The 23345-nt window shown below is 68.3% G+C and carries 23 protein-coding genes; 13 read left to right on the top strand and 10 right to left on the bottom strand.

The window, feature by feature from the left end; translation table 11 throughout:
* Positions 1–9: 9 nt before the first annotated feature.
* On the bottom strand, positions 10–567 hold the full coding sequence (locus QRX60_RS18890) for a YbaB/EbfC family nucleoid-associated protein (RefSeq protein WP_286002084.1): 558 nt from the start codon (positions 565–567) through the stop codon (positions 10–12).
* A gap of 123 nt (positions 568–690) precedes the next feature.
* Complete coding sequence (hppD, locus tag QRX60_RS18895) at positions 691–1890, bottom strand: 4-hydroxyphenylpyruvate dioxygenase (RefSeq protein WP_286002085.1); 1200 nt, start codon at positions 1888–1890, stop codon at positions 691–693.
* A 121-nt stretch (positions 1891–2011) separates the two neighbouring features.
* Between hppD and QRX60_RS18900 the strand changes: the two genes are divergently transcribed.
* Positions 2012–2485 carry an Lrp/AsnC family transcriptional regulator gene (locus QRX60_RS18900; RefSeq protein WP_286002086.1) on the top strand — a complete coding sequence of 158 codons (474 nt, stop codon included), beginning with the start codon at positions 2012–2014 and terminating at the stop codon, positions 2483–2485.
* Positions 2486–2489: 4 nt separating this feature from the next.
* On the opposite strand, the gene QRX60_RS18905 is transcribed toward QRX60_RS18900, so the two are convergent.
* The 3 genes from QRX60_RS18905 to QRX60_RS18915 all read right to left on the bottom strand — a co-directional run bounded on the left by QRX60_RS18905 (position 2490) and on the right by QRX60_RS18915 (position 4534).
* Positions 2490–3302, bottom strand: a complete 813-nt coding sequence (locus QRX60_RS18905) for an MBL fold metallo-hydrolase (protein WP_286002087.1) — start codon at positions 3300–3302, stop codon at positions 2490–2492.
* Between the two features lie 89 nt (positions 3303–3391).
* Positions 3392–3895 (bottom strand): transcription elongation factor GreA, encoded by a 504-nt coding sequence (gene greA, locus QRX60_RS18910; protein ID WP_286002088.1) that lies wholly within the window; start codon positions 3893–3895, stop codon positions 3392–3394.
* Positions 3896–4090: 195 nt separating this feature from the next.
* The gene (locus tag QRX60_RS18915) at positions 4091–4534 is read right to left on the bottom strand and encodes a DUF4307 domain-containing protein (protein WP_286002089.1); all 444 of its coding nucleotides are present in this window, start codon (positions 4532–4534) and stop codon (positions 4091–4093) included.
* Positions 4535–4670: 136 nt separating this feature from the next.
* Here QRX60_RS18915 and mca point away from each other — a divergent pair, with 136 nt between their 5' ends.
* Positions 4671–5582, top strand: a complete 912-nt coding sequence (mca, locus tag QRX60_RS18920) for a mycothiol conjugate amidase Mca (RefSeq protein ID WP_286002090.1) — start codon at positions 4671–4673, stop codon at positions 5580–5582.
* Entirely contained in the window at positions 5579–5914 is a 336-nt protein-coding gene (locus QRX60_RS18925; protein ID WP_286002091.1) for a hypothetical protein, read from the top strand. Before mca ends, QRX60_RS18925 begins: the two co-directional genes overlap by 4 nt.
* 98 nt (positions 5915–6012) lie before the next feature.
* Here QRX60_RS18925 and QRX60_RS18930 read toward each other — a convergent pair whose 3' ends face one another.
* Positions 6013–8505 carry a polynucleotide kinase-phosphatase gene (locus QRX60_RS18930; protein ID WP_286002092.1) on the bottom strand — a complete coding sequence of 831 codons (2493 nt, stop codon included), beginning with the start codon at positions 8503–8505 and terminating at the stop codon, positions 6013–6015.
* Positions 8502–9869 carry a 3' terminal RNA ribose 2'-O-methyltransferase Hen1 gene (locus tag QRX60_RS18935; protein ID WP_286002093.1) on the bottom strand — a complete coding sequence of 456 codons (1368 nt, stop codon included), beginning with the start codon at positions 9867–9869 and terminating at the stop codon, positions 8502–8504. The genes QRX60_RS18930 and QRX60_RS18935 overlap by 4 nt, the downstream gene beginning before the upstream one ends.
* Before the next feature lie 65 nt (positions 9870–9934).
* On the opposite strand from QRX60_RS18935, the gene QRX60_RS18940 reads away from it, so the two are divergent.
* From QRX60_RS18940 to QRX60_RS18955, 4 genes are all read left to right on the top strand, one after another.
* Complete coding sequence (locus QRX60_RS18940) at positions 9935–11902, top strand: thioredoxin domain-containing protein (RefSeq protein WP_286002094.1); 1968 nt, start codon at positions 9935–9937, stop codon at positions 11900–11902.
* A gap of 84 nt (positions 11903–11986) precedes the next feature.
* Positions 11987–12544, top strand: a complete 558-nt coding sequence (locus tag QRX60_RS18945; protein ID WP_286002095.1) for a hypothetical protein — start codon at positions 11987–11989, stop codon at positions 12542–12544.
* A gap of 168 nt (positions 12545–12712) precedes the next feature.
* Positions 12713–14080 carry a glycoside hydrolase family 28 protein gene (locus QRX60_RS18950; RefSeq protein ID WP_286002096.1) on the top strand — a complete coding sequence of 456 codons (1368 nt, stop codon included), beginning with the start codon at positions 12713–12715 and terminating at the stop codon, positions 14078–14080.
* Positions 14081–14160: 80 nt separating this feature from the next.
* Positions 14161–16050, top strand: a complete 1890-nt coding sequence (locus tag QRX60_RS18955; RefSeq protein WP_286002097.1) for an acyl-CoA dehydrogenase family protein — start codon at positions 14161–14163, stop codon at positions 16048–16050.
* A gap of 44 nt (positions 16051–16094) precedes the next feature.
* On the opposite strand, the gene QRX60_RS18960 is transcribed toward QRX60_RS18955, so the two are convergent.
* On the bottom strand, positions 16095–16961 hold the full coding sequence (locus tag QRX60_RS18960) for a PRC and DUF2382 domain-containing protein (protein ID WP_286002098.1): 867 nt from the start codon (positions 16959–16961) through the stop codon (positions 16095–16097).
* Positions 16962–17269: 308 nt separating this feature from the next.
* Here QRX60_RS18960 and QRX60_RS18965 point away from each other — a divergent pair, with 308 nt between their 5' ends.
* Positions 17270–17743: a carboxymuconolactone decarboxylase family protein gene (locus QRX60_RS18965; RefSeq protein ID WP_286002099.1), complete on the top strand. Its 474-nt coding sequence runs from the start codon at positions 17270–17272 to the stop codon at positions 17741–17743.
* Positions 17744–18408: 665 nt separating this feature from the next.
* Entirely contained in the window at positions 18409–20151 is a 1743-nt protein-coding gene (locus tag QRX60_RS18970) for a DUF6119 family protein (protein ID WP_286002100.1), read from the top strand.
* Between the two features lie 13 nt (positions 20152–20164).
* Here the strand turns inward: QRX60_RS18970 and QRX60_RS18975 are convergent, their stop codons facing one another.
* Together QRX60_RS18975 and QRX60_RS18980 are read right to left on the bottom strand one after the other, a co-directional pair.
* On the bottom strand, positions 20165–20635 hold the full coding sequence (locus QRX60_RS18975) for an NUDIX hydrolase (protein WP_286002101.1): 471 nt from the start codon (positions 20633–20635) through the stop codon (positions 20165–20167).
* Positions 20636–20643: 8 nt separating this feature from the next.
* Positions 20644–21387 carry a DUF5919 domain-containing protein gene (locus QRX60_RS18980; protein WP_286002102.1) on the bottom strand — a complete coding sequence of 248 codons (744 nt, stop codon included), beginning with the start codon at positions 21385–21387 and terminating at the stop codon, positions 20644–20646.
* A 237-nt stretch (positions 21388–21624) separates the two neighbouring features.
* Here QRX60_RS18980 and QRX60_RS18985 point away from each other — a divergent pair, with 237 nt between their 5' ends.
* The 4 genes from QRX60_RS18985 to QRX60_RS19000 all read left to right on the top strand — a co-directional run bounded on the left by QRX60_RS18985 (position 21625) and on the right by QRX60_RS19000 (position 23075).
* On the top strand, positions 21625–21849 hold the full coding sequence (locus QRX60_RS18985) for a hypothetical protein (RefSeq protein WP_286002103.1): 225 nt from the start codon (positions 21625–21627) through the stop codon (positions 21847–21849).
* A 22-nt stretch (positions 21850–21871) separates the two neighbouring features.
* Complete coding sequence (locus tag QRX60_RS18990; RefSeq protein ID WP_286002104.1) at positions 21872–22324, top strand: hypothetical protein; 453 nt, start codon at positions 21872–21874, stop codon at positions 22322–22324.
* 243 nt (positions 22325–22567) lie between these two features.
* Positions 22568–22843 (top strand): hypothetical protein, encoded by a 276-nt coding sequence (locus QRX60_RS18995; RefSeq protein WP_286002105.1) that lies wholly within the window; start codon positions 22568–22570, stop codon positions 22841–22843.
* Entirely contained in the window at positions 22824–23075 is a 252-nt protein-coding gene (locus QRX60_RS19000; RefSeq protein WP_286002106.1) for an AMED_5909 family protein, read from the top strand. The genes QRX60_RS18995 and QRX60_RS19000 overlap by 20 nt, the downstream gene beginning before the upstream one ends.
* Positions 23076–23345: the final 270 nt, after the last annotated feature.

Consider the following 23345-nt stretch of genomic DNA (forward strand, 5'->3'; position numbering starts at 1 on the left):
GTTTCCCCCTCAGGAAAGAATCGGCCCGCCGAAGTCGTCGTCATCGTCGTTGTCGACCGGACGGCGGCGCCGCGGCGGTTGCTGCTGCTGCGGAGGTGCGGGCGGCGACGGGGTGCGCGGCGGCTGCTCGTCGTTGTCCTCCGGCAAGAACCGGCGGACGCGGTCGGGTTCCGGGAACGCCGGCTCGGGCTCCGGCGGCGGTTCGGGGAAGGTGCTCTGCGCCTCGCGGACGATCTCCGCGGCGGCCTGGTCACCGGTGCCGGTCGTCTCGGTCATGGCCTGCTGCAACAGCTCCGGGATCCGGGCCTGCGCGCGCTGCACCAGCTGCATCACCTGCGCCGACACCTCGGCCATCCGCTTGGTGCCGGCCGCCGACTCGGCGATGACGAGGTTCTTCAGCAGGCCGCGCGAATCGACGGTCACCTGGACCGTGCCGTCCTTCGACCGCTCGGTGACCGACTGGCCCTGCATGCGATCGGCCAGCGCCTGGTACCGGGCGGCGTTCTCCTCGAGCCGCTTGGTCCAGTTGTCGATCATCGCGTCGCTGGCGTCGATGCTGTCCGGCATCACGGCCCCTTCTCTCTGCTTCTCCCCACTGACGGATCCGAGCCGCCCGCGGTTCCCGAACACGTCGAAGGCCACCATAGGGGACCCGGAGGTCCGCCATGGTGGCCTTCACGCAGTTGTGGGTTACAGGTTGCCCCGGCGCTCCTGCTCACGCTCGATCGCTTCGAACAGGGCCTTGAAGTTGCCCTTGCCGAAGCCCAGCGAGCCGTGGCGCTCGATCAGTTCGTAGAAGACGGTCGGGCGGTCGCCGATCGGCTTCGTGAAGATCTGCAGCAGGTAGCCGTCCTCGTCGCGGTCGACCAGGATGCTGTGCTCCTTGAGCGTCTCGATCGACACGCGGACGTTGCCGATCCGGGCGCGCAGCTCGGGGTCGTCGTAGTAGGAGTCCGGGGTGTCGAGGAACTCGACGCCGGCGGCGCGCATCGCGGTGACCGTCGCGATGATGTCGTTGGTGGCCAGCGCGATGTGCTGGCAGCCCGCGCCGCCGTAGAACTCGAGGTACTCGTCGATCTGCGACTTCTTCTTCGCCACGGCGGGCTCGTTCAGCGGGAACTTCACCCGGTGGTTGCCGTTGGAGACGACCTTGCTCATCAGCGCCGAGTACTCGGTCGCGATGTCGTCCCCGACGAACTCCGCCATGTTCACGAAGCCCATGACGCGGTGGTACCAGTCGACCCAGTAGTCCATCTTGCCGAGTTCGACGTTGCCGACGCAGTGGTCGACGGCCTGGAACAGCCGCTTCGGCGCGCCTTCGGGCCGCTTGATCGTGCTCTCGCGCGGCTCGTAGCCGGGTAGGTAGACGCCGGTGTAGCGCGACCGGTCGACCAGCGAGTGGCGGGTTTCGCCGTAGGTCGCGATCGCGGCGACGCGCACCGTGCCGTGCTCGTCGGAGACGTCGTGCGGTTCCTCGAGGATGGTCGCGCCCTGCGCGCGGGCGTGCTCGACGCACTTGTCGACGTCGGTGGTCTCCAGCGCCAGGTCGATGACGCCGTCGCCGTGCTTGCGGTGGTGGTCGAGCAGCGGCGAGTCGGGCTTCACGCCGCCGGTGATGACGAACCGGGCCGAGCCGGACTTGAGGACGTAGGACTTGCGCTCGAAGTCGCCGGTCTCGGGTCCCGAGTACGCGACGAGCTGCATCCCGAACGCGATCTGGTAGTACCAGGCGGTCTGGGTGGCGTTGCCGGCGATGAACACCACCGCGTCCATGGCCTTGACCGGGAACGGGTCGGTCGAGGCGTCGTGGTCGACGAGCCCGACGAGCTGACGCAGCTGGTCATAGCTGACGTCGTCGAGCGCGCCCTGAGGTTCGGCAGTCTGGGTCATACTCCGAAGGATCAGCCTGTATGGCAAAATGCGCAATGGTCTCGAATTTTACTGCACAATGTGCTTGGTCATTGCTGGACATCGACGGTCATCGTGGACAACTTGTGCAGGGAAGAGGGCAATGTCGGAGAACCTCGACGCATTGGACGCGCGCCTGCTGCTGTTGCTGACCGACTCCCCGCGGCTCGGGGTGCTGGAGTGCGCGCGCCGGCTCGGTGTCGCGCGCGGCACCGTCCAGGCGCGGCTCGACCGCCTGAGCGAGCGCGGCATCCTCGGCGGCTTCCCGCCGGAGCTCGACCTGGCGGCGATGGGCTACGGCCTGACGGCGTTCGCGGTGATCGAGATCGCCCAGGGCCGCCGCGCGGAGGTGGCGGAGGCCCTGGCGGCGATCGACGAGGTCTGCGAGGTCCACGCGACGACCGGCCAGGGTGACCTGTTCGTCCGCATGGTGGCGAGGGGCAACGACGACCTGCAGCGGGTGATCGACGAGGTGGTCGAGGTCCCGGACGTGCTGCGGACGTCGACGTCGATCGCGTTGTCGACGCCGGTGCCGCCGCGGGTCCGCCCCCTGCTGGAGCGGACCGCGCGGGGCTGAGGGCTCAGCCTTCGTCGCCGACGTGGGCCAGGTAGCGCTTCGCCGAGCGCTGGACCACCTCGAAGCCGTCGGTGCGGACGATCGCGTCCCACCAGGCGCCGTAGATCGCCTCGAAGCGGTAGCCCGCCAGCAGTTCCGCCGCGCGCCGGACGATGTGCGGGCGCTCGGGGATCAGGTTCGGGTAGCTGTACATGAAGCCGACGTGGGTGCGGTCCGGGATCACCTGCACGATGTCGCCGGACAGCAGCGCACCCCGGCCGTCTTCGCCGTCCGGCCAGTGCAGCACCGTGCCGCCGGTGAAGTGCACGCCCAGGTTGATCAGGCGCAGGTCGGGCGCGACGTCCAAGGTGGTGCCGGACCACAGCTTCACCGCCGGGTCGGGCCGGCCGATCCACTGCCGGTCGCCCTCGTGCAGGTAGACCGGCACGTCGAACGCGTGCGCCCACTCGACCATCGTCGTGTAGTAGTGCGGGTGGCTGATCGCGATGCCGGTGATCCCGCCCAGGTCGCGGACCTGCTGGACCAGCGCGTCGTCGAGGTACGCCGCGCAGTCCCAGAGGAAGTTGCCGGACCGCGCCCGCACCAGCAGCGCGCGTTCGCCGATCGCGAAGCCCGGGTTCGAGCCGACGCCGACGATGCCGGGGCCCTGCTCCTCGACGCGCGGGGTGTAGGTGCCGCTCGCGCGGAGTGCGGACAGGTTCGTCCACTGCTGCCCGGACGCCGGGACGTACTGGCGTTCGTCTTCGCAGACCGGGCAGTCGTCACGGGCCGCGGCGTACTGCATGCCGCAGGCCTGGCAGATCGGTTCCGTGCTCACTGAAGTCCTCCCGGAATGTGCATCCCGGGAGCCACGCTAGCGGCGGGGATGCGCGCCCGGCCACGGAAAAACCGGGCGCGCCCGGACCGCTACTTGCCGTCGCTGTAGGGAACGGCCTTGACGAGGGTGACCTTCTGCAGCTTGCCGTTGGGCAGCTCGTACTCGCGCGACTCGCCCTCCTTGGCGCCGAGCAGGGCCTTGCCCAGCGGCGACTCCGGGGAGTACACGTCGAGCTCGCCCTCGGCGCCCTCTTCGCGGGTGGCGAGCAGGAACTTCTCGTCCTCGTCGTCGCCCTCGTAGCGGACGGTGAGGACCTTGCCGGGGCCGGCCGTGCCGTCGTTCGCGGGCGCCTCGCCGACCTTGGCCGAGCGCAGCAGCTCCTGCAGGTGCCGGATGCGCGCCTCGGCCTGGCCCTGTTCCTCGCGGGCGGCGTGGTAGCCGCCGTTCTCCTTGAGGTCGCCCTCTTCGCGGCTGTCGTTGATGCGCGCGGCGATGACCGGACGATTCTCGATCATTTCGTCGAGCTCGTGCTTGAGCCGGTCGTAGGCATCCTGGGTCAGCCAGGTCACCTTGGTGTCGCTCACGGTCACCATCTCCTCGTCGGGCCTGCCAGGCTTGCGTGTTCAAGCCGGCCCACGCGGGCGCAGTTGCCCGCGTGGCTGAGATAAAGGAAAAACACGGCCCGTCGCGGGCCGTGCTGAAGGGTCAGACTATCACGGCGCGACAGTTCGACGCCCGTTAATTCCGCGCGCCGTGGGCGTTGGGCGCGCGGTTCACCCCGTTGGCCGCTATGGGGTTGACAGGTACCGTGGTATGTCGTACGAGCAGCCGTACACGTCGGCCGTCACCGGTTCCCCGATGCTCTTGATCGTCGTGCTCATCCTGCTGTACTTCGCGCCGGCGGGGATCAGGAGCTCTTTGCGGCCGCTCTCGGCGCCGGTCTTGTCGCGGACGCGGACGATGCACACGCCCGGCCTGGTGTCGTCGTCCCGGGTCACGTTGATGGTGATTTCCATCGCGTTGCCCGGTTTGCCGCTGAACGCGACGCGCTCGGCGTCGATCGGCGCGGACCCGAGGTTGACGTACGCGACCCACGCGATCACGCCGCTGACCAGCAGGGCGATGGCGAGGAACAGCCAGCGCCGCCAGCGGCGCGGAGCCTGGGCGCGCCCGGTGCCGTACCGGCCTTCGGGCAGCACGGGCACAGCCGTTTCCGCCGGTCCGCCTGCCAACCCGGGGCCTCCTGCTCGTTCTTGTCGTACCCGTGGGGACAATGGTGAGGCGGGTACGGCTTCGAGTATCCGCCCGCTGGGTGGGCGGCCCGCAGGTGGGTCGCGGAATACAGGTAGAGAAGGAGTCGTTCGCAGCATGGTGGACCAGCTGACGAAGACAGCCAAGCCGCGCCTGCGGATGATGGCCGTGCACGCGCATCCGGACGACGAGTCGAGCAAGGGCGCCGCCACGATGGCGCGCTACGCCGCCGAGGGCCACGAGGTGCTGGTGGTCACGTGCACCGGGGGTGAGGCGGGCAGCATCCTCAACCCGGCCATGGACCGGCCCGAGGTGCTCGCGAACATGACCGAGGTCCGCCGCGAGGAGATGGCCCGCGCGGCCAAGATCCTCGGGGTGAGCCAGCGCTGGCTGGGCTTCGTCGACTCCGGCCTGCCGGAAGGCGACCCGCTGCCGCCGGTGCCCGAGGGCTCGTTCGCGGTGGTGCCGCTCGAGGAGTCGACCGAAGCCCTGGTGCGCGTGATCCGGGAGTTCCGCCCGCACGTCATCACGACGTACGACGAGAACGGCGGCTACCCGCACCCCGACCACATCCGCACCCACGAGGTGTCGATGGCGGCGTGGGACGCGGCACCGGACCCGGACCGCTTCCCCGACGCGGGCGAGCCGTGGCAGCCGCTGAAGCTGTACTACATGCACGGCTTCTCCAAGGCCCGGATGACGGCCTTCGACACCGCGCTGAAGGAGGCCGGGCTCGAGTCGCCGTACACCGAGTGGCTGGCGAAGTGGGACCCCGACCGGGCCGATGTGATGGAGCGGGTGACGACCCGCGTCGAGTGCGGTGAATACTTCGAGGTGCGGGACGAGGCGCTGAAGGCGCACGCGACGCAGATCGACCCGAACAGCCGCTGGTTCTTCGTCCCGTTGGAGATCCAGCGCGAGACTTGGCCGACCGAGGAGTACGAGCTGGTCAAGTCGCAGGTCGACAGCACGTTGCCGGAGGACGACCTGTTCGCCGGCATCGGCATCGAGGAGAAGGTGAACACATGAGTCTGACGCTGCCGGCCGGCGTGGCGCTTCCGGTGACCGCGTCGGCCCTGGTCCTGACGCAGCAGCCGGGTGACGGCGACAACGGCGGGCAGGGGGAGGACTTCGGCAAGTCGTCCCCGGTCGGCTTCCTGGTGCTGATCCTCTTCCTCATCGCGGTGGCGTTCCTGGTCCGCTCGATGACGAAGCACCTGAAGCGCGTCCCGGCCAGCTTCGACGAGCCGCCGGCCGAAGAGGGCAAGGCCGAGGAGCCGGCCGCGGAAGCCGGGGCTCCGGCCGAGCCGGAGAAGAAGCCGGCGAACGGCACGTCCTCGTCTTCGGCCAAGGCGGACTGACCTGGCCTCGAACGCCCCAAGGTGGCCTTCGGTGCGTTGAACGCACCGAAGGCCGCCTTGGGTGCGTTGAACGCAACCAAGGCCGCCTTGGGGCGCTGCTACAGCCGCGGGTCCACCGGGTCGGACTCCAGGGCGAGCACCGCGAACACGCACTCGTGCACCCGCCACAGCGGCTCACCCCGCGCGACGCGCTCCAGGGCCTCCAGCCCCAGCGCGTACTCGCGCAGCGCCAGCATCCGCTTCCGGTTCAACCCGCGCTTGCGCAGCCGCTCCAGGTTCGCCGGCAGCGTGTAGTCCGGCCCGTAGATGATCCGCAGGTACTCGCGTCCGCGGACCTTCACCCCCGGCTGGACCAGCCCCCGCGTGCCCCGGGTCAGGTTCGCCGAGGGCTTCACCACCATGCCCTCGCCACCCTCGGCCGTCAGCTCCTCCCACCACGCGACGCCCTGGGCCACCGACGCGTCGTCCAGCAGGTCCACCGGAAGCGTCCGGGTGCGCTGGAAGCGCGGGCCGGCGAGACCGTCCAGCACCGAGAGGTGCCACGAGTGCGGCCGGTCGTGGTACGACGCCCCTTCGGACGCCAGCAGCTGGAACGGCGCCAGCCGTACCCCCTCCAGCCCCGACGTCGGCCAGCAGTAGCGCCGGTAGGCGTCGCGGTAAGCCTCCACTGTGGACGAACGCGTGGCCGTGCGCCGCAGCAGGTCCGAGACGTCGATGCCGCGCGCGGACGCCGTCGCCAGTGCCGAGACCGCCGCCGGCAGCACCGCCTGGGCCGCCGCACCGACCGACGCGTACTGGTCCGCGATCAGCGAACCCGCCTTCGCGCTCCACGGCAGCAGCTCCGCGTCGAGCAGCAGCCAGCCCGAGCCCAGCTCCTCGAACAGCCCGGCGGCCGCCGCGCGCACGTCGGCGAGCAGCGAAGCGTTCTGCCCGGGCGAGAAGAACGGCCGCCCGGTCCGCGTGTACACCGCGCCGCCGCCGCTGATCCCGAAGCGCTTGGCGGCGACTTCGTCGTCCCGGCAGACCAGCACGACGGCCCGCGAGCCCATGTGCTTCTCCTCGCACAGCACCGACTGCACGCCCGCCGCGCGGTACTCGGCGAACGCCTCCTCCGGGTGCTCCAGGTAGTCCTCCCGCGACGACGTCGAACACGGCGCCATCGTCGGCGGCAGGTAGGCCAGCCACCGCGGGTCGACCGCGAACCGGCTCATCACCTCCAGCGCCGCCGCGGACTGCTCCGCCGAGACGCCGACCCGGCCGTGGTGCGCGGTCTGCACGATCCGCTTCCCGGTGACGTCGGCCAGCTCCAGCACGGCGGGCTCGCGCCCGCCCAGCGGCCGCGACGCGTCGAGCGGCTTGGTCGGCTCGTACCAGACCCGGTGCGCCTTCACCGAGACGACTTCGCGCTCGGGGTAGCGCAACGCGGTCAGCTTCCCGCCGAAGACGGCCCCGGTGTCGAGGCACATCGTGTTGTTGACCCACTCCGGCTCCAGCGTCGGCGTGTGCCCGTAGAGGACCATCGCGGACCCGCGGTAGTCGCGCGCCCACGGCAGCCGCACCGGCAGGCCGTACTCGTCGGTCTCGCCGGTCGTGTCGCCGTAGAGCGCCATGCTCCGCACCCGCCCGGACGCGCGCCCGTGGTAGCGCTCGGGCAGCCCGGCGTGCGCGACGACGAGGTTGCCGCCGTCGAGGACGTAGTGCGCGATCAGGCCGTCGCAGAACTCGTGCGCCGCCCGGCGGAAGTCCTCGCTCTCCGCGTCGAGCTGCTCCAGCGACTCCGCGAGCCCGTGCGCGACGTTGACCTTCCGCCCGTGCAGCGCGCGCACCAGCTTCTGCTCGTGGTTGCCGCAGACGACCAGCGCGTCGCCGGCCGAAGCCATGCCCATGACGCGCCGCAGCACGCCCGGGGTGTCCGGGCCGCGGTCGACGAGGTCGCCGACGAACACCGCCGTCCGCCCGGCCGGGTGCACGCCGTCGACGTACCCCAGCTCGGCGAGCAGCTCCTCGAGCTCGGCCGCGCAGCCGTGGACGTCGCCGATCACGTCGAACGGCCCGGTCAGCTCGCGCTTGTCGTTGCGCAGCGGCTCGACGGCGATCTCCGCCCCGGCCACCTCGGCCTCGGACCGCAGCACGTGCACGCGCCGGAAACCCTCGCGCTCCAGCGACTTCAGCGACCGCTGCAGCTCGCCGCGCTGCCGCCGGACCACGTGGTCGCCGAAGTCGCGGTCGGGCCGCCCGGAGTTGCGCGCCACGCAGACGCCGAGCGGCAGGTCGAGCACGATCGCCGTCGGCAGCACGTCGTGCTCCTTCGCGAGCTTCACCAGGCTCGCCCGCGAAGCGCGCTGGACGTTCGTCGCGTCGATGACGGTCATCCGCCCGGCCGCGAGCCGCTTGCCCGCGACGTAGTGCAAGGCGTCGAAGGCGTCGGCCGACGCGGACTGGTCGTTCTCGTCGTCGGCGACGAGCCCGCGGAAGAAGTCGCTGGAGAGCACCTGCGTCGGCGCGAAGTGCGTGCGCGCGAACGTCGACTTGCCGGAGCCGGAAGCGCCGACGAGCACGACGAGCGACATGTCGGGAACGGTCAGCTTCACGCGGCCACCTCCTTCTCACTCGTGAAGACCGCCAGCTGGGTCGGCGGTCCTGAAGTCTGGTCCTCCGGTCCCACCGGCAGGTAACGAACGCCGTAGCGATTTCGGGCCGCGACGCCGTCCGCCCAGGCGCGGAACTGCGCCCGCGTCCATTCGAACCGGTGGTCGGCGTGCCGGAAATGCCCCATCGGCAGGAACTCGAACAGCCGGTTGTACTCCGCGTTCGGCGTCGTGACGAGCACCGTGCGCGGCGCCGCGACCCCGAACACGGCGTGCTCCAGTGCCGGCAGGCGCTCCTCGTCGACGTGTTCCACGACCTCCATCAGCACGGCGGCGTCGTACCCGGCCAGCGCCGGGTCGGCGTAGGTGAGGGCGGACTGCCGCAGCGTGACGCGGGAGCCGTCCTTGAGCCGCTTCTCCGCGACGTCGAGGGCGCTCGCGGAGACGTCGACGCCGACGATCTCCGTGAACGACCGGTCCTTTTCGAGGACGCGCAGCAGCGCGCCGTTCCCGCAGCCGAGGTCGAGCACGCGCCGCGCGCCCGCGGCCCGCAACGCGGCGAGCACGCTGCCGTGGCGCTGCGACGCGAGGCTCTCCGGCTTGTCCGGCAGCTCGGTGACCAGCGCCTCGGCCTCCGCCGGGACGTCGTCCGCCTCGGCCAGCCGCGAAAGCGCGTAGGTCACGACCGGGCGGCGCCGCTCGAGGTAGCGGGTGGTGATCAGCGTCCGCTCGGGGTGCCCGGCGAGCCAGCCCTCGCCGGCGCGCAGCAGCTTGTCGGCCTCGTCCTGGCCGACCCAGTAGTGCTTGCCGCCGTCGAGCGCGGGCAGCAGGACGTAGAGGTGGCGCAGCGCGTCGGCGACCCGGTGGGTGCCGGTGAGCGTCAAGTCGACATAGCGGCTCTCGCCCCACTGCGGGAACTGCGGGTCGAGCGGGATCGGCGCGGTGGAAACGCGCCAGCCGAGCGGCTCGAACAGCTTGTGCACCACTTCGGCGCCCCCGCGTGCGGACAGCGACGGCACGTGGATCTCCAGCTCGAAGGGCTCGCCGACGAGTTCGGGACGCGCGGCGCAGCGGCCCGCGAGCGCCGTCGTGAAGGCCGCCCGCAGCGCGACCGCGAGGTACGAGCCACCGGCGTAGGGCCGGTCGTTGACGTACTGCGTCAGCGACGTCCCGCCGCCGCGGACGAGGTCGACCGGGTCGATTTCGACGAACAGCGCGACGGTGCACCGGTCCGGCGACGCCTCCGGGTAGAAGACGTGCGCGGTCCCGGCGGACAGCGCGACCGACTGCGCCTTCTCCGGATGCTTGTGCAGGAGAAAACCCAAGTCGGTGGCGGGATTCCGGGTCGTCGTGATCGTCAGCAGCACCGGCCCAGTGTGGCGGAGTGGCCGGTGACCGCGCGCCCGGTTTTCCCGGATGCCACCCTGGAGGCATGAACCGTCTCGCCAGCGCGACCAGCCCGTACCTGCTCCAGCACGCGGACAACCCGGTCGACTGGTGGCAGTGGGGCGCCGACGCGCTCGCCGAGGCGAAGCGGCGGAACGTGCCCATCCTGCTTTCGGTGGGTTACGCGGCGTGCCACTGGTGTCACGTCATGGCGCACGAGTCGTTCGAAGACGCCGAGACCGCGGCGGTGATGAACGCGCGCTTCGTCAACATCAAGGTCGACCGTGAGGAGCGGCCGGACATCGACGCCGTGTACATGGCCGCCACGCAGGCGATGACCGGGCAGGGCGGCTGGCCGATGACGTGCTTCCTGACCCCGGACGGCGAGCCGTTCCACTGCGGCACCTACTACCCGCCGTCGCCGCGGCCGGGCATGCCGTCGTTCCGGCAGCTGCTCGCCGCCGTCGCCGAGGCGTGGCGGGAGCGGCCGGACGAGCTGCTGGACGGCGCCAAGCAGATCGTCGCCCACATTGCCGGCCAGACGGGCCCGCTGCAGGAGTCCGTGGTGGACGAGGCCGTGCTCGCCGGCGCCGTCGGGAAGCTGCAGCAGGAGGCGGACCCGGTCAACGGCGGGTTCGGCCGCGCGCCGAAGTTCCCGCCGTCGATGGTGCTGGAGTTCTTGCTGCGTCACCACGAGCGCACGGGATCCGACGTCGCTCTGTCGCTTGTGGACAAGACGGCCGAGGCGATGGCCCGCGGCGGGATGTACGACCAGCTGGCCGGCGGGTTCGCGCGGTACTCCGTCGACGCCGAGTGGATCGTGCCGCACTTCGAGAAGATGCTGTACGACAACGCGTTGCTCCTGCGCTTCTACGCCCACCTCTGGCGTCGCACCGGCTCGGCGACGGCGTTGCGCGTCGCGTCCGGGGCCGGGGAGTTCCTTTTCGAGTACCTGCGGACGGCAGAGGGTGGCTTCGCGTCTTCGCTGGACGCGGACACCGACGGCGTCGAAGGTTCGACGTACGTCTGGACGCCGGCGCAGCTGCGTGAGGTCGTCGGTGACGATTCTGCGGCTTCGCTGTTCGGTGTCACCGAGGAGGGGACGTTCGAGGAGGGCGCGTCGACGTTGCGGCTGTTCGGCGACCTGCCGGAACCTCTTCGCGTGAAGCTGCTCGAGGCGCGGGCGAAGCGGCCGCAGCCGGGCCGGGACGACAAGGTGATCGCGTCCTGGAACGGCCTGGCGATCACGGCTCTGGCCGAGGCCGGCGTCGCCCTCGATCGTCCACAGTGGATTCGGTGGGCGGTCGACGCCGCCGAGCTGCTGCTGCGGGTCCACGTCGTGGACGGGCGGCTGCGGCGCAGCTCGCGTGACGGCGTTGCCGGGGAGTCGGCGGGCGTGCTGGAGGACTACGCCTGCGTCGCGGACGGATTCCTGGCCCTGCACCAGGCCACGGGCTCCGCGAAGTGGCTCACCGAAGCGACCCGGCTGCTCGACCTGGCGTTGACGCACTTCGCGTCCCCGGACGTCCCGGGCGCGTACTTCGACACGGCCGACGACGCCGAGACGCTGGTCCAGCGCCCGGCCGACTCCGGCGACAACGCGAGCCCGGCGGGGGCGTCGGCGCTGGCCGGGGCGCTGCTGACGGCGTCCGCGCTCGCGGGCCACGAGAGCGCGGCGCGGTATCGCGAGGCCGCCGAGCAGGCCGTGCGGCGGGTCGGGGTGCTGGCCGCACGGGTGCCGCGGTTCGCCGGGCACTGGCTGTCGGTGGCCGAGGCGCTGCAGGCCGGTCCGGTCCAGGTGGCGGTGGTCGGCGCGGATCCGGCGTTGCTGCTGGCGGCGGCGCGGGGCGTCCACGGCGGCGGCATCGTGCTGGCCGGCGAGCCGGACGCACCGGGCGTCCCGCTGCTGGCGGACCGCCCCCTGGTCGACGGCGCGGCGGCCGCGTACGTCTGCCGCGGCTATGTGTGCGACCGCCCGGTCACGACCCCGGATGCCCTCGCCGCCCAGCTCTGATCGCCCTGGGTGAACGTCCTCCGTGTTCACCTGTATTCGGCGTAGCGTGAGTAGCGTTGTAATCATGTAATCGGAGGTGGAGTCATGGGACGAGGCTGGAAGGGCGGCCGCGGCTGGCAGCAGGCCGAAGTGCCCTCGGCGGACGACGCGGCGGCCTGGTTCGGCGGCCGCCTGCCCGACGGGTGGTTCACCGGCGCGCCGGAGATCACGGTCGACCGCGAGGAGATCATCGTCGTCGGCGAGCTGCCGGCGCTCACCGAGGAGTACGCCGACGACGCGGCCCGCGCCGCCGCCGAGGAGGGCCGGATCAGCCGCTACCGCGAGGAGACGCGCGACGAGCGCATCGAGATCGCGCGCCAGGCGGAGCACCGCTACCAGCGCAAGGTGGCGTGGGGCGCCCGGCTGGGTGGCACGACGGCGCTGTTCACGACCCACTCGGCCCCGGTGATGACCCGGCTGCGCCAGCCGGAGCGCTTGATCCTCGACACGCTCGTCGACGCCGGCGTCGCGCGCTCGCGGTCGGACGCGCTGGCCTGGGCGGTGCGCCTGGTCGGCCAGCACGCGGACAGCTGGCTCGGCGAGCTGCGGGAAGCGATGAGCAAGGTCGACGACCTGCGCTCGAAGGGCCCCGACCTGGCCTGACCCACGGTGTCGTGAGTGTTTAGGGCGGTTAGAACCGCCCTAAACACTCACGACAAGTCTTGGTCCGTCTGGACCCGCAGCCGCGTTCGCGCCTAGAGTTCGTCGTGCCCACGGTCCGTGCCGTGGTTCCGCCGTCGCACCTGGTCTTTCCCGTGAAGGAAGGCGTCCATGGACGGCAGGTTCACCCGGCGGCAGCTGATCAAGGGCACGCTCGCGGTTTCCCTCGTACCGGCGATCCCGTTCGAGCGCCGGTACCGCGTCGACGTCCCCGCGCTCCCGTGGCCGGCGGCGAACGACATCGTCGCGGACACCACGATCCCCGCTTTCCCCGACCGGACCTTCCCCATCACCGGTTACGGCGCGAAGAACGACGGCAAGACCGACACCACCGCGGCGATCAAGAAGGCGATCGAAGCCTGCAGCGCGGCCGGCGGCGGCCACGTGATCGTGCCGTCCGGCGGCAGTTTCCTCACCGGAGCGGTCTACCTCAGGAGCAACGTCGACCTGCACCTCGAAAAGGGCGCGGTGCTCGAATTCAGCGGTGACGCGGCGAAGTTCCCGAACGTTTTGACGCGCTACGAAGGCATCGAATGCGTCAACCGCTCGCCGATGGTCTACGCGTACCGGGAAAAGAACATCGCCCTGACCGGCAGCGGCACGCTCGACGCGGCGGCGACGTCGTCGTGGAACAAGGGCAGCGACCGCGCGTACCTGGAAACGCTGGTGGCCAAGGGAACTCCGCCGGAGAAGCGCGTGGTTCCGGGCTCCGGGCACACCATGCGGTCGGCGTTCGTCGAGCCGTACGCCTGCGAGAACGTGCTGATCCAGGGCGTCACGCTGAAGAACCCGATGTTCTGGCAGCTGCACCCGACGCTGTGCCGCAACGTCACGGTCGACGGCGTCAGCACCGATCCCGGCACCGCGCACTCCAACACCGACGGCTGCGACCCCGAGTCGTGCGACCACGTCGTCATCGCGAACTGCACCCTCGGCGCGCACGACGACAACATCGCGATCAAGTCCGGCCGCGACGCCGACGGGCGCCGCGTGGACGTGCCGTGCCAGAACCTGGTCGTCGTCGACTGCGTGATGAACGGCAACTGGGGCGCGATCACCTGCGGCAGCGAGCAGACCGGCGGGATCCGCAACGTCTACGCGTACCGGCTCACCGTGAAGGGGGAAACGAAGTTCGCGCTTTACGTGAAGTCGAACACGCTGCGTGGCGGGTTCTCGGAGAACATCAACCTCGACAGTGTCTCCGGCACCTTCGCGCGGAACTTCGTGTACGTGACATCCACGTACAACAGCCAGACCGGCGGCTACGTCCCGTCGTTCGGGCCGTTCACGATCAGCGACTGCTCGAGCACGAAGATCGCGGGCAAGACCTTCGACGTCAGCGGGCTTCCGAACGCCCACGTGCACGGGTGCACCGTGGCGAACTCCACGTTTGACGGCGCGTCCGACCCGGCGAACACGCTGAAGTACGTGGACGACGCCAAGTTCACGAACGTGACGGTGAACGGCAAGCCGATCTGAACCTGCGGGATCGCCGCGGCTGCGGCAGGCTTACTACCAACGAGTAGGAAGCCTGCCGTTCGTCCTTTCCGGAGGTAGCCGTGGACATCCCCGAAGTGCCGTCGAAGGTGGATCCGGACGCGCTGACCACCGTCCTCGACGGCCGCTGGGCCGAGCTGCGCCGCGCGGTCCGCGCGCAGATGAGCGACGCGGAGTTCCGGGACCCGGTGGACCTCGGCGTCGAGGACCACCGCGCCCAGGTGCTCGACCAGCTGCGCGCGCTCGCCGAGACCGACCGCCCCGGTCTGGGCTTCGACCCGGCGTACGGCGGCGGTGGCGACGTCGGCGGTTCGGTGACGTCGTTCGAGCTGCTCGGCTACGGCGACCTGTCGCTGATGGTGAAGGCCGGCGTCCAATGGGGACTGTTCGGCGGCGCGGTGCAGCTGCTCGGCACCGAGCGGCACCACGAGCGGTACCTGCGCCAGATCATGAACCTGGACCTGCTCGGCTGCTTCGCGATGACCGAGCACGGGCACGGTTCCGACGTCCAGCACCTGCGCACCACGGCGACCTTCGCGGACGGCGGGTTCGTCGTGCACACGCCGGATGCCATGGCACAGAAGGAATACATCGGCAACGCGGCCCGCGACGGCCGGATGGCGGTGGTGTTCGCCCAGCTGGTCACCGGCGGCGAATCCCGCGGCGTGCACGCCTTCATGGTCCCGATCCGGGGCACCGACGGCACGCCGGTGCCCGGGGTGTCCATCGAGGACTGCGGCCCGAAGGCCGGCCTGAACGGTGTCGACAACGGACGGTTGAGCTTCGACAACGTCCGGATCCCGCGCGAGGCCCTGCTGAACCGCTTCGGCGACGTCGATGCCGACGGCACCTACTCGAGCCCGATCGAGAGCGACAGCCGGCGGTTCTTCACCATGCTGGGCACGCTGATCCGCGGCCGGGTGAGCGTCGGCGGAAGCGCGGGAAGCGCGACGAAACGCGCGCTGGCCCTGGCGATCCGCTACGGCGAGCAGCGCCGCCAGTTCCTGACGCCGGAGGGCGACGAGGTCGTCATCCTCGACTACCTCGGGCACCAGCGGAAGCTCCTGCCGGCGCTGGCGAAGACGTACGCGCTGCACTTCGCCCAGGAGGAGCTGGTGTCGAAGCTGCACGACATCGACTCGTCGGCACCCGAGGAGGAGCAGCGCGAACTGGAGTCGCGCGCGGCCGGGTTGAAGGCCCTGAACACGTGGCACGCGACGGCGACGATCCAGGCGGCGCGCGAGGCGTGCGGCGGCGCGGGGTACCTCGCGGAGAACCTGCTGCCCGGGCTGAAGGCCGACACCGACGTCTTCACGACTTTCGAAGGTGACAACACGGTGCTGCTGCAGCTGGTCGCGAAGGGCCTGCTGACCAGCTACAAGCAGGACTTCGAGGACCTTTCACCGCTGGCCACCGCGCGGTTCTTCACCGACCAGGTGGTGAGCGCGATCCTGGAGCGGACATCGGTGCGGAAGGCGCTCGAATCGCTCACCGAGGGGTCCGACGCGGAAGTCTTCTTCCGCCGCGAGTGGCAGCTGAGACTGTTCGAAGACCGCGAGGAGCACGTCGTCGAGGGGGTGGCGAAGCGCCTGCGCAAGGCGGCTTCGGACCCGTTCGGGGTCTTCAACGCGGCCCAGGACCACGTGCTGCGCGCGGGCCGCGTCCACATGGAGCGGCTGGTGCTGGAGGCGTTCGCGGCGGCCATCGAGCGCTGCGAGGACCCGGACGCCCGCTCGCTGCTCGACCGCGTCTGCGACCTGTACGCGTTGTCGGCGATCGAAGAGGACCTGGCGTGGTTCCTGGGCCACGGCCGCCTGACGGCGTCGCGCGGAAAGGCCGTCACCGCGGCGGTGAACGGCCTTTGTGCCCAGCTGCGCCCCCACGCGCGGGCGCTGGTCGACGCGTTCGCCATCCCGGACCAGTTCCTCGCGGCGCCGATGCTGCGGGCCTGACCGGTGGGTGGCCGGCGTCGGGGGCCGGCCACCCACCGGGGTTCCTACTTGCGGTGCTTGCCGTTGTCGTCGGTGACCTCGAACTGCTCCTTGCGGACCTTGCCGGAGACGGTCTGTTCGTCGGTGACCGTCTCGGTCCGCAGGCGCACCCGCTCGACCGGCACGGCTTCCTTGCGCACCACGGGTTTCTCGGCGTGGAGGACGACGTCCTGCTCGGCCTCGCCGATCTCGGTCCCGCCGCCCCGGCCGTCCTTGATCGGCTCCCGCTCGATGCGCACTTCCTCGTGCCGCACCGGGACGGTGACCTGCTGCTCTTCGGTGACGACGTACTTGCGCAGCCGCACGTGGCCGGTCTCGACCTGCTCGGTGCCGACGTTGAGGCGTTCCTCGGAGCGGGTCATCGTGCGGTCGTCGTCCCGGTCGGACTTGTCCCGCCCCGCGGCCGCCTTGCCGCGGCCGGCCATGCCCTGGCCCGCGTCGGCCATTCCGGCCTTGCCCTGGCCGGGCGCGCCTTTGCCGGTGCCGCCCATGGCCGGGTCGCGGCCCTGCGTCCGGTCGCCCATCCGGCCGTCCATCCGCCCGTCCGGCGAGGTCCGCGGCATCGGCAGGCCGTAGTGCTGGTAGAGCTGGGCGCTTTCCTCAGGGGAGAGGTGCCCGTCGGCGTCGATGCGCGGCGCGTCGGAGACGGCGTCCTTGTCGACCCGGACGTGCACGCCGTCCTTGTCGGTGTGCGCGCCGGAGAGCGGGACGAAACTCTCCTTGGTGCCGAACAGACCCGTCTTGACGGTGATCCACTCGGGCTGGTGGGTGGCGTCGGCGAGGTAGACGTTGCCGACCTTCCCGAGCTTGTTGCCGGCCGGGTCGACCACGGCACTGTCGATGAGCTCCTGGGGCTGCATGGTCTTGGCCATCGCGGTGCTGCTCCTTTCGCGCGTCGGATCTTCGGTGAAGCCCACCGTCGGCCGCGCTGTTGATCACGGCAACCGTCGTGGTGTACGTGTGAGTGACCCCGGAAAGTGGTGGTTTGAAGCGCGGCCCGCTGGCGAGGCCCGGCGTGGTCCCGCAGGTCGCGCGGGGTGTGTTCGCGGTGGCCGGCAGCGCGGGGGATGGCGCGAAGGTGTGGAGCTGAATTCGCTGTGACCGGCGCCACTCGCCGTCCTGTCACAACGGCGTCGCCCGCCTCGTCATGGCTGTGGAACCGACGAGAAGGGAAACGGCCATGGAAGCGCGGCTCAACATGTTCGAGAACGAGGTCACGAGCAAGTTCTTCAAGCGCCTGATCGCGGCGTCCCGCCCGATCGAGGAGTCGACCCTCCCGAAGGCGACGCAGGAGCTGGTGAAGATCCGGGCGAGCCAGATCAACGGCTGCGGAATGTGCCTCGACATGCACACGAAGGACGCCGCGGCGGCGGGCGAGACGGCGGTCCGCCTGGCACTGGTGGCGGCCTGGCGCGAAGCGGTGGTGTTCACGGAGGCGGAGCGCGCGGCGCTGGCGCTGACCGAAGAGGGGACGCGCCTGGCGGACACCCACACCGGCGTGAGCGACGAAACCTGGGCAGCGGTCCGCAAGCACTACGACGACGAGCAGATCGGCGCGCTGGTGTGCCTGGTGGCGGAGATCAACACGTGGAACCGGCTGAACGTGATGGTCCGGAACCCGGCCGGGGAGTACCAGCCGGGGATGTTCGGCTGAGATGCCCGGTCGAGGGGGCTTCGTTCGCTGGGGTGTGCGAGCGGGGCCCCCTCGGCGTCAGGCGTACATCGCCAGCCAGATCGCGATGATCTGCTCCGGGGTTCTGCTCGACCTCGGCGTTCCTGCCTCTTAGGTGCGCTGAGCTGCGGTTTTGTCTGTCATCAGTTCTCGCGGGTGCTTGCCTCTTCCTGACCTCTGACGGCCTGGAGACGGCCTGGCGGACCCCGCCACACCCTGCCCTGCATCCCGATACGAAGCCTCCACACGGCCGGTGGTGCCGGGTCAAGACACGCTTCATCGTCTTGACGCGGTGCTACCGGCCGTTGTCACGATCGGGCGTCGGGATGGAGGAACTTAGCTTCGGTACGTAACAGACAGCGAGACGCGAACGACCCGAATGTCACCACCGCTTGTTGATCGTCGAGGGGGCCGAGCTTGCTGCAGGGGAGAGGTGTGCCGCCGTCGCGCGGCGCTGCGCCCGGTGACCCGCTGGCGGCCGCGCAGCCCGGCCGGCGGGCGGAGCGGAGCGGCAGCCCGCCGTGTCGGAAGCGGATGCGGCCGCCCAGGCGAGGGGCTACGTAGGCGACAGGCGCGCCGCCGCCGGCGGCGCGCCCTTGATCCCATAGAGCCAAGTTCGGCAACCAGGACGTATGAAGAGGTGTGCAGTGCCCAAGCAACAATCAAAGTCGGCTAAGAGTTCACTTTACCGATTGCGTGTGAAATCTGACGCTAAGCTTGAGGCTGCCGTGCAAGACAAATATCTGAAATCCGAAGGCTTCACGTCGACTGCGACAAAAGTGGACGGCAGTGATTCTTTGTTGGTGTATGGTTCTATGTTGAACGATAATCCTGCATGGGTTGAGCATGCTCGAAGTGTTTCTTCTGTGCCCTTCAACTTGAGTAACCAGACGTCGGCTGGACTGCTTCTTGTAAGAATAGATGATTCTAACGATTACTGTTACGGGCTATCGTGGAGTATGGGTCACTTGTTAATCAATCCTGCGTATATTGACGATGGTTTCGGCTTGAGGTTTGCCCTTCGTCGTGCACGTCCAGAAGCGGTCTCTGCGCTGACTTCCCATGCGTTAGATACGGTACCTCGTACCGCGCGAACGTCGGTATTTGGCGGTGCTTCTCTCGGCTCTTTTGGCTTGGAGGAGATCGGCGAAATAGTGAGCAGGTTTGTTGGCAAGATTGAATCTAAAGGGCTTACGTGCGACATTAAGCCCGATGCTAAGAAGTCAAAGTCTAAGACCATGCGAAGTGTGAGTCGAAAGATAACGGTTCGTGGTGCAGATTCTCTCGGCATCCCTCTGGCGAAGCTTCCGGCAAACTTGCTGGCAGATCTTCGAAGTATTGATGACGTTGTTGAAAAAGAGAAGCCCAAGGCGCAGTTCGCGCACCTTGAGAATACTCAGCCTCTGAAGCCGGGAAACCGAAAGATACCTGCCCTAGAGAGTTTGCTTTCGGAAAACCTGAAACCTGACTCGGCGGGCATGTCGCTCTGCTGGCCTGCTGAGTTCGATAACGAACCTGGCGAGATTGCTCGATATAAGGTCTTTGGGAGCGGTGCGACAAGGCCGCTGGTCTTTGAGGAGCTCGATCTATTTTCTTTAGTCGAGCCGCTTGAAAAGCTTGAACCTAAAGATCGATTATCTCGACTGCGGTCGATGAAGATTCAAGGTCAGGCGGAGGATGATTCGCCTCTGACGCGCCAAATATCTGGCGATAAATGGATCTTGTATCAGACAAAGTTGGAAGGGGAATCTTATGTCTTCCATCGTGGTCGCTGGTACAACATCGGAGGCGCCTACCTTGAAATGTTGAAATCGCACCTCGAACAAATCTTCGCCAATAAGAGCGATTTGGAGATTCCTGCATGGCCAAAGGAGAAAAAGCGTCGCAAGAACAGTGATGAAGAGTATTCAGGATGGGTCAATGAGGGGCGGTTCAACGATAACATATTCGGCGCGCAGGAAGGGTATGTGTCGCTGGATCGGAGACTAATCCACACCAGCCAGCATCCGCGAGGATTTGAAGCCTGTGATGTTCTAACTCCGGATGACCGACTTGTGCATGTGAAAAAACTCGACGGCTCGATTGCCGCTAGTCACCTCTTTAATCAAGCAAGCAACTCTGCGGAGGCTTTGGTGCGGCAGCCCGACGCGCTGGATAAGTTCCGTGAAAGAGTTACTGAAGTCAGTGGTGGGAAAAGGGTTATTTCGGATAATTTCAGGCCAAAGGCGATCGTAATCGCATTTGCTTCAAAGGGTCGCAGTCCTGACGACCTATTTACCTTTTCGCAGGTCAGTCTTGTGCGGTGTGCTCAGAATATCGCGTCACTCGGCTTGGATTTAGAGGTGGCCTTCATCGAGGAGAGCGATGAAGTGGTCTCGTTCGAAGAGTAGGTGCCTTTGTGGATCACGTAAAGAAGACTTCCGAATTTCCGTTTATAGCGTGCGTGATGCGAAGACGAATGGCCGGATGAATATTCAGAGTATCCATTTTGTTTCGGTCAAACCATGCGACTTCTCGACTTTCGCTACTGATGCGCAGGCTGCCGCCGATTGGGGTCGCGTGGAAACAGATAGAAAACTCTTGCCTGACTTCGCCGTCGTCGTAGGCGATGACGTGCTTGGGGTCTGAGTACAGCCCGATCACTCCGGTAACCTCGCACTCGATCCCGGTTTCCTCGCGAACCTCCCGCACGGCTGCTTCGGCCAGTGTCTCGCCGAGTTCAAGCTGGCCACCCGGGATGGAGTACAGGTCGTTGTCGGTTCGCCGGATCATCAGGATTCGACCTTCGTCGTCTTGGATGAACGCCGATACGGCCACTGCGATGCTGTTCGCCTTGGGGGCGTTCGGGTCGTTGTAGTAGTCGACTCGGGTCATGCTGCCTCCTAGAAGGTGGCCGGCTTGGCGAGGTTCCAGACGGATTCGAAGCTCTCCGAGTAGGTCTCGAAGAGGTCCCCGGCGGACAGTCTCCGCAGGTGGAGGGACGGGGCGTGGGCTCCTTGAAACCCGTACACGTGCGTGTTGATGATCATCTCGTCGTCGAACCGGAAGATCGAGTTGTAGAGCGTCGTGTTGTGGAACCGCATCTCCACACCGTCGACTCCGACCAGCGGCCGGTAGGACGCCAACGCGTTGCGAATTCGTGCCGCGAGCGTCCCGTCGCCCAGTTGTTCTTCCTCGCCGCGCAGCGCGACGCTCTCCCCTTCGGGGTCTCCGAACACGAGGCGGATTCGAGCGCCGGCCGCTGCCTTGGCGGTCAGGTCCTTGATGAACCTCGGGCGTTCCACCAGGAACAACGCCGCGTGGACCAGGATCTCAACGGTCTCCGAAGCTTCCTTGATCAACCGGTCCCACAGTTCGACGGGCACGGCGTTGCGGTGCGGGAAGACCTGCACGAGCTCGGCGGCGGCCGTCTCGGCCTTGCGCTCCGGGGCCACAGAGTCCGGCCACAGGTAGGTCTCTGACTCACGCGCCATGGCGGCGATCTTGTGCCGGTGCTTGGGGTAGGGCGTCCGGTTCTTGGTGATCCAGCGCTCGACGGTCTTCTGATCGACCCCGACAGCCTTGGCGACCTGCTCCAACGTCAGGCCGTTGCGCAGTAGCGCGTCACGCAGGCGTTCGTTCGGCATCGCCACCCCCTCGGGACGTGTAGGGACGTCTTCGACGGTACCAGGGACGTCCCGAGATGTCCCGCCACGTGGTGATCACGTCCCGCGTTTTGGCGGAGTCTGGGTGTCAGGTTGCCGGGGCAGGCCCGGTGCCAGGACACCGAGGAGGTAGGCGTGACCACTGAAACCACGGTTCGGCCGGCGGGCTTCGACAAGCGGGCGGTACCTCGCCGTTGTGCGGCGTAGGCGCGGCGTGGCATGCGCGACACGGTTCAGATCCACGTCACGGCTGATCTGCCGATTCGTGCCCGGGCGCTGACCTACGCAAACCGTGCGGAAGTCCGGTTCGGCAAGGCGTTCCCGGTTGTCCTGCTCGTGGACTCCGACGCCATCGCCGTACTGCGGAGGGAACTGGACAAGGTGAGCGCGGCATTGGACGCCGCTGCGGCACGAGGCGGAGAGCCGCCCGAAGAAACTAATTAACCGACGACATAAGGGATTCAGCATGGCTATCGACAAGGGACATCGGTTCGGTATCGACTTCGACGACGCGTTCACGCAGGGCTTGGTGATGGTGGGCGAGGTGTCGCCGGACAACGAGTACCAGTCGCGTGAGGACCGGGCCGCCAACCGTCCGGTGCGGCAGCGGGTCGACGAGATCACGGGTAAGCGGCAGTGGAAGGTCATGGTCACCGACCCGGCCGAGACGCGGGCGAAGCGGGCGTCGTTCGAGATCACGCTTCTCGCCGATGTGCAGCCGGTGCCGACGACGTCGGAGGCGCTGCCCGGGATGCGGCCGATCGAGTTGGAGGGGCTGACGGCTGAGCCGAAGGTGGCTGGTCAGGGTGAGTTCAAGTACCAGTCCTACGTGTTCCGCGCGACGGGGTTCAAGCAGGCCGCCACGAACGCGAAGCCGTCCCGGTCCGGTGGGTCCGGTGAGACGCCGAAGGCCGCGTGACAGGGATGGGCTTCCGCGAGCGGGTCGAGGCGTGGGAGCAGGCGTATCGGGACTACATGACCGCGTGGGAACACGGCCGCGCGGTCCTCTCGCCGATGAACGCCACCAACACGGCCAACGCGGCTCGGCGGGTGTCGCGGGCGTGGCACGAGCTGGCGCAGACGCGCGGGCTGCCGTGGTGGTGCGTGGCCGCATTGGAGTCGGCGGCCGAAGGGTTCGCCGAACTGGCAAGGGATTGGGCAAGTGAAGCAGGACACGGCCGTGATGGACGGTCTGGGAGTGCGCTGGGCGGTGGGGCCGGGTATCGAGGTGACGGTGGAGGAGACCGGCCCGGGGCAGTCTTCTCCGCCGGTCCTGGTGCTGGCCGGCGCGCCCTTCGTGCTGACGCTGGTCCCTCCACAGGATCAGGAGACGTGGCCGGCCTGCGCGGCATTCCTTCGCCAGCTCCGCGACCACGCCGAGGAACTGGCGGCGCTGCTGGAAGCCCGCGCGGGGAGGCGTGACGGTGCGCAGGGCTGAGCCGAAGACGCTGCGGGACGCCCACGAGGTTGTGATGGACCGCCGCCCACCGAACGACGCGAACCCCTCGGTGTGGCTGGCGTTCCGCCTGAGCAACGCGCGGCTCTATAAGGCCGTTGCGGACGTCGACCGGGGGCATCACCACGAGGCGCTGTACTGGGCCGGATACGAGGAACGGAAAGCGGGTGAGATCTCGGCGAACCTTCAGGCGGAGGGCAAGCCTGCTGACTAGTCGCATGTAGACGAGCAGAAAGTCAACAGTAATAGCGAAAAACGCACGCAGCGACGTGTGGCGATGAAACACGTCCTGTTGCGGGTGCGTGTGATCCGTAAGGCGCAGAAGCGGAACCTGGCTACCAACCTTGCCGCTCCTGCGCTGTCCACAACCAGCGGAAGTGAACAATGACAACGCTAAACGATGACAACCGGCGAGCGTCAACGGGGGTCACCCGAACGCGCTGCGCCTCCTGCAAACGATTCGCCAAACTCTTGCCCCACGAGA

It is taken from the genome of Amycolatopsis mongoliensis (assembly GCF_030285665.1).
Lineage (GTDB): Bacteria > Actinomycetota > Actinomycetes > Mycobacteriales > Pseudonocardiaceae > Amycolatopsis > Amycolatopsis mongoliensis.